This window comes from Vibrio sp. Y176, from assembly GCF_033438945.1.
The window spans coordinates 1-1,001 of sequence record NZ_JAWOQS010000144.1 but is presented as its reverse complement, the minus strand read 5'-3'; the positions used below and the strand labels follow the sequence as shown (position 1 = coordinate 1,001).

1 protein-coding gene is annotated in these 1,001 nt (G+C 48.6%); it reads right to left on the bottom strand.

Translation table 11 applies throughout. From position 1 onward, the window contains the following. Positions 1-173 precede the first annotated feature (173 nt). Positions 174-1,001: choice-of-anchor X domain-containing protein (locus R7O13_RS24710; protein WP_318304915.1), on the bottom strand; the 828-nt coding region annotated here is incomplete at its 5' end.

Genomic DNA, 1,001 nt, shown 5'->3' with positions numbered 1-1,001 from the left:
AAACTCAGTGGTAGCTACCTCAGTGCGGTCGGTGAAGGGATTGTTCCAACCGTGCAAAAAGAACCCGATTTGGAACAACCACCAAAGCCAATTCCAGAAGTGGCTTAAGCGATAATCTAAGATAAACAAAAAACGGAGCCGATGGGCTCCGTTCTTTCTCTAACTCTTCTGCCTTATTTCTTTGGCACTTCCAATTGCATTTCAGGCATGGCTTGTCGTTTCGCTTTTAACTTACGCCACACAATCCAAGCCACAATAGCAATCAAAAGCATCACTACGTTGCCGACCGCAATGATGATCATGCTGCGTTTACGCTCTGCTTCGCGCTCTGCAATGATGCGTTTTTCCATCTCAATACGGCGTTGCTCGGCCAGCTCAGCTTCTTTGGCGATGCGGGCGGCTTCTAAATCCACTTCATCAACGACACTGAAGGTTTGTTCTTGAATAGGAAACACCAGTGCTCGCTGGGTTGCGAAATCCGTTGCAAAGATTTCTCCGCGCCATGAGTACTTGCCCAGTTCAGGATCGTTATCCAAATTCAAGGTGGTTTTCATACCATCCTGTGACACTTGACCTTGGCTGTAGGTAATGAAGCCATCAGGTGCATTTTGCTCGACGTTTACCGCGATAGAGCCGGGAGCAATCATACCTTGCTCACCGCTAACCACCAGCTGATGTGGTTTCTCTGGGCTACGAGATTGAATAAACGTACGTGAGACTGGGTTTGGGTACACCAAAATCACCTGTTCTTGCGCACGCAAAAATACGCCGTTTCCAGAGGTGATTCGTGCGCGGTACTTGCCCGGTTCCACTTCGATAGGTAATTGAACGGTGAAGACGCCATCGCCCGCTTGTTCATCCAGACCGCGACCATCATCAGAAAATTCGCCAATGATCATCGGCACTGGACGTGCTTCTTTTATCAGTTCGTCTTCATTTTCGACAAACTTAGTAAAGGTGACTCGCAAGTTGACGCGGTCGAGAAAGTCTCGCAGGACAAG